The sequence below is a fragment of the uncultured Meiothermus sp. genome (assembly GCF_937863175.1).
In the GTDB taxonomy this organism is placed as follows: domain Bacteria; phylum Deinococcota; class Deinococci; order Deinococcales; family Thermaceae; genus Meiothermus.
Genome location: NZ_CALMCQ010000394.1, coordinates 1 through 3,729 on the forward strand (window position 1 = coordinate 1; position 3,729 = coordinate 3,729).

General features: G+C 61.2%; 5 protein-coding genes. 2 read left to right on the forward strand and 3 right to left on the reverse strand.

The features are described 5' to 3' along the window. Together Q0288_RS14755 and ribF are read left to right on the forward strand one after the other, a co-directional pair. On the forward strand, nt 1-392 hold a 392-nt coding region (locus Q0288_RS14755; protein WP_299431951.1), incomplete at its 5' end, for an NUDIX hydrolase. 60 nt (nt 393-452) lie between these two features. After that, nucleotides 453-1,340 carry a riboflavin biosynthesis protein RibF gene (gene ribF / locus Q0288_RS14760; protein WP_299431954.1) on the forward strand — a complete coding sequence of 296 codons (888 nt, stop codon included), beginning with the start codon at nt 453-455 and terminating at the stop codon, nt 1,338-1,340. A gap of 122 nt (nt 1,341-1,462) precedes the next feature. Here the strand turns inward: ribF and Q0288_RS14765 are convergent, their stop codons facing one another. The 3 genes from Q0288_RS14765 to mtnA all read right to left on the reverse strand — a co-directional run. After that, nucleotides 1,463-1,876 (reverse strand): DUF4258 domain-containing protein, encoded by a 414-nt coding sequence (locus Q0288_RS14765; protein ID WP_299431957.1) that lies wholly within the window; start codon nt 1,874-1,876, stop codon nt 1,463-1,465. A gap of 266 nt (nt 1,877-2,142) precedes the next feature. Continuing rightward, complete coding sequence (locus Q0288_RS14770) at nt 2,143-2,649, reverse strand: phosphoribosyltransferase family protein (protein WP_366914778.1); 507 nt, start codon at nt 2,647-2,649, stop codon at nt 2,143-2,145. Between the two features lie 123 nt (nt 2,650-2,772). Next, nucleotides 2,773-3,729, reverse strand: a 957-nt coding sequence (gene mtnA / locus Q0288_RS14775; protein WP_299431962.1) for an S-methyl-5-thioribose-1-phosphate isomerase, incomplete at its 5' end; no start/stop codon positions are given.

The following is a 3,729-nucleotide window of genomic DNA, read 5'->3' on the forward strand; positions in this document are numbered from 1 at the left end:
GCTCTTCCGATCTGTACCGGCCCGCTATTGGAACCCAAACCCTGGAAATTCCAGCGGGCCTGATTGACCCTGGCGAAACTCCCGAAGTTGCCGCCAGGCGAGAACTTGCCGAGGAGGCCCAACTTGCGGGGAAGCTCGAGTACCTGGCCGGCTTCTACCTATCGCCGGGCTTCTGCGACGAGAAGCTGCATGTATTTCGCGCCACTAACCTGCAAGCAGCCCACGCCGAACCCGATGCCGACGAAGAAATCGCCATCGAGTGGCACGACCCACGGCAGGTTCTGCTCGAGGCCAGGGATGGCAAGGTAGAAATATCCGCCTCTGCTATGGCGGGGATTCTGTTTTATCTCAGTGGGAGGGCTTTGGAGGCCGGGGTTACGGTTTCCGATTAGAACCCAGGCCGAATCCTTTCACCGAGTGCTCGGTTTCACTTTTGCCCGCTAATCCTGTCTATGCTTTTGCTGAACGACCCTTCCGACGCACCTGCTGGCCCCAAGGTGGTGGCAATTGGCAGCTTTGATGGGCTGCACCTGGGGCACCAACACCTGATTCGCCGCGCACAGAGCGAGGCCAGGAGCCGCCATATCCCTCTGCTGGTCTACACCTTCGACCCCCCCAGCAAGGTTTTTATGAAACGGGAGGGCTTTCTGACCGATCTGTCGGAGAAACTCGAGCTCTTGCGCGGCCTGGGGGTGGAAATTGCTCTGATTGTACCCTTCAACGAAGCCTTCTCCAGGCGAACCAAGGGCGAGTTTCTAAGCGACCTCCGCACCCTGGAAGCCCAGCATATATTTGTGGGGGAAGACTTCCGCTTTGGACAGGGGAGGGCTGGTGGGCTCGAGGATCTGAACGCAGTGGCTCCCACCCATATCCTGCCCCTGCTCGAATTGAATGGTGGGCCGGTCAAGTCCAGCCGTATCCGTGAACTGCTGCACGAGGGGGAGGTAGACGGGGCCAGGCTGCTCCTGGGAAGGGCTTATGTTGCCCGAGGTATTGTGCAGGAGGGGGACAAGCTGGGGCGGCAGTTGGGTTTTCCCACCGCCAATATCGAAGTAGCCCCCCTCAAAATCCTGCCGATGGGGGTGTTTGTAGTGCGGGTGCAGACCTCGCAGGGAAAGTTTGGCGGGATGGCCAATGTTGGCTACCGCCCTACGGTCGCGGGCCGAACCCTGCGCCTCGAGGTACACCTGTTTGGCTTTGCGGGCGACTTATACGGCCAGGAGCTCAGCGTGGAATTCCTTACCAGGCTGCGCGGTGAGAGAAAATTTGACAGCCTGGAAGCCCTGAAAGCCCAATTGGCACAAGATGCCGAGTCCGCCCGTAAGGTTCTGGGGATTTAGCTGGGGTTCGTCGGAGTTGAGGGCAGCCCGCCTGGGGAGGCTCGCTGAACCTGGTCACCTACACTCCCCCGACTTTTCGGTACTTGACCTTCGATTTTTGAGCGACCCGAGACCCGTGACCGCTACTGGGGGATGTCCTCCGCCGTCATAAACCGGGGCTTCACCCAGCGCACCTCCTCGAAGGTGCCGTTGTAGCGCAGGATAGCCGCGATTCTGGCCCTCGAGTACACCTGGTACGGCTTCTTGGGGATGAAGGCGGTCACGATGTCTACCCAGCGGGCCTCGCGGTACTCGAGCACCACATGCAGCGGCAGCCTGAGTTGCGGCGGGAAGACCATGTAGCCCAGCACCAGCATGCGCTGGTCTTCGGGGTAAACGGCCATCTCGCGGCCCCACTCCACGGCTCGCACCACATCGTTCTCGATAAAGCCTTCTTGCAGCATGTGCTTGGCCACATGGGGGCCTGTACGGTAGCGGCCTTCGCGCAGATAAGGGAGGAGTTCGGCGAGCCTTCGAATACGTGGTCGTTTGAGCATAAATCCCCCCTGTCTAAACTTCTATCCACCCGCCCTCTTACCGCTGGGGGAGAGAGTGGCGACACCCCAGCTATCGAAAAGGCGGAGCCCTCCTTCATGGCATCTGCTGTTTCCAGGACGTCGCCGGGTGAAGGGGCTGAAACGAGAGCAGAGAAGCATAGGTTAAAAGCCTGCCCTTATCAATTTATCCCCACGCTCTGAAGGAGGTGGGGACTGGTGCCGTGCCTCAAAGAACTCCAAAAAGCGGTCGGAGTTCCATTTCCTGATTATAGGGAGTATCTGGACAAATCATGTGGGCTTTTCACCGCAATTGCCGCACCGTAGACTCTGGCCGCCCCGGCCTCGAGCAGGGCTTTTCGAGCGCGTTCGAAGGTTGTCCCGGTGGTCACAACGTCGTCTACCAGCAGCCAGATTCCTTTCACCCGGCTGGCAGGCCGGAAAGTGGCGTGGGAGAGTTGCAACCGCCGGAGCAGGGTTTTCTCGGTTTGAGATTTGTCCAGGGCTGTGCGGGAGAGTACGCTCTTATACGGGATGCCCAGCTCGCTGGCGGCTGCCTGGGCCAGCAGTTCGGCCTGGTTGTAGCCCCGTGTTATTTTGCGTTGCAGCAGGGTCGGCACGGCGGTCACGCCGTCCAGGCCCCACTCGGCCTGCCGTACCCCGAGAGCCATTTTCTGGCCCAGCAGCAGGGCCAGGCTGCGTTGCCCCCGGTATTTGATGGCGCGCGAAAGATTGCCGAAACGCTGGTAAGTACCCAGATAGATGAAACCCGGCACGTGCCTTGGAACCAGCGCCCCCTGACATTCAAAGCAGAGCGTGGGCTGCCTTAGTGGTTTGCCGCAACCCGGACAAGTTGTACCTGTGAGTTGTTCCCACCAGCCCCTCAGTGAGGTCATGCTTCACCCGATTCCCAGCGCGGCCCGCAGCGATTCATCGAAGGGCGGGTAGAGCACGCCTTTCTCGGTCACAATGCCGGTAACCAGGTGATGGGGGGTCACGTCAAAGCCCGGATGCGCCGCCGGGAAACCCTCGGGTGCGATGGGCTGCCCCCGAATTACGGTTACTTCCTGGGCCGAGCGCTGCTCGATAGGGATGCCAGCCCCGCTTTCCAGTCTGGGGTCTACCGAGGTGAGGGGCAGCGCAGGGTAGAAAGGAATCCCGTGGTACTGAGCCAGAATCGCCAGGCCGTAGGTACCGATCTTGTTGGCGAAGTCGCCGTTCAGGGCCATACGATCAGTGCCCAGGATCACCGTGTCCACCTGGCTTTTGTTCATGAAGTATGCAGCCATATTGTCCGAGATTAGCGTTGCGGGAACCCCGGCCTTTTGCAGCTCGTAGGCGGTGAGGCGGGCGCCTTGCAGGTAGGGGCGGGTCTCGTCCACCCAGACCTGGCTCACCCGGCCCTGGCGGTGGGCCTCGATGATGGCTCCCAGCGCGGTTCCGTACCCCCCGGTCGCCAGCGGCCCGGTGTTGCAGTGGGTCATCACCTGGCCCCTTAGCACCCTGGCCCCGTGCTGGCTGATGGCTTTTTCGGTCACTTCGACCTCATCCCAGATGGCCCGCGCTTCGTGTAGCGAGCCTTCCAGGCTGCCCCAGTGCGGCCTCATGCGATCCAGTGCATAGAACAGATTTACCGCTGTGGGACGGCTCTCGCGCAGCGCTTCGTCGGCCTGCGCCAGGTTCTCGCCCGCCAGATGGGCCAGCACCATCCCGTAGGCTGCCGTGACCCCAATGGCGGGCGCCCCGCGCACTACCATCTCCCGAATCCCCCTGGCGGCCTGGTGGGCGTTCTGGCAGGGAACCCAGACCTCTTCGAAGGGCAGCTTGCGCTGATCCAGAAGCCAGAAGGCGTTTTC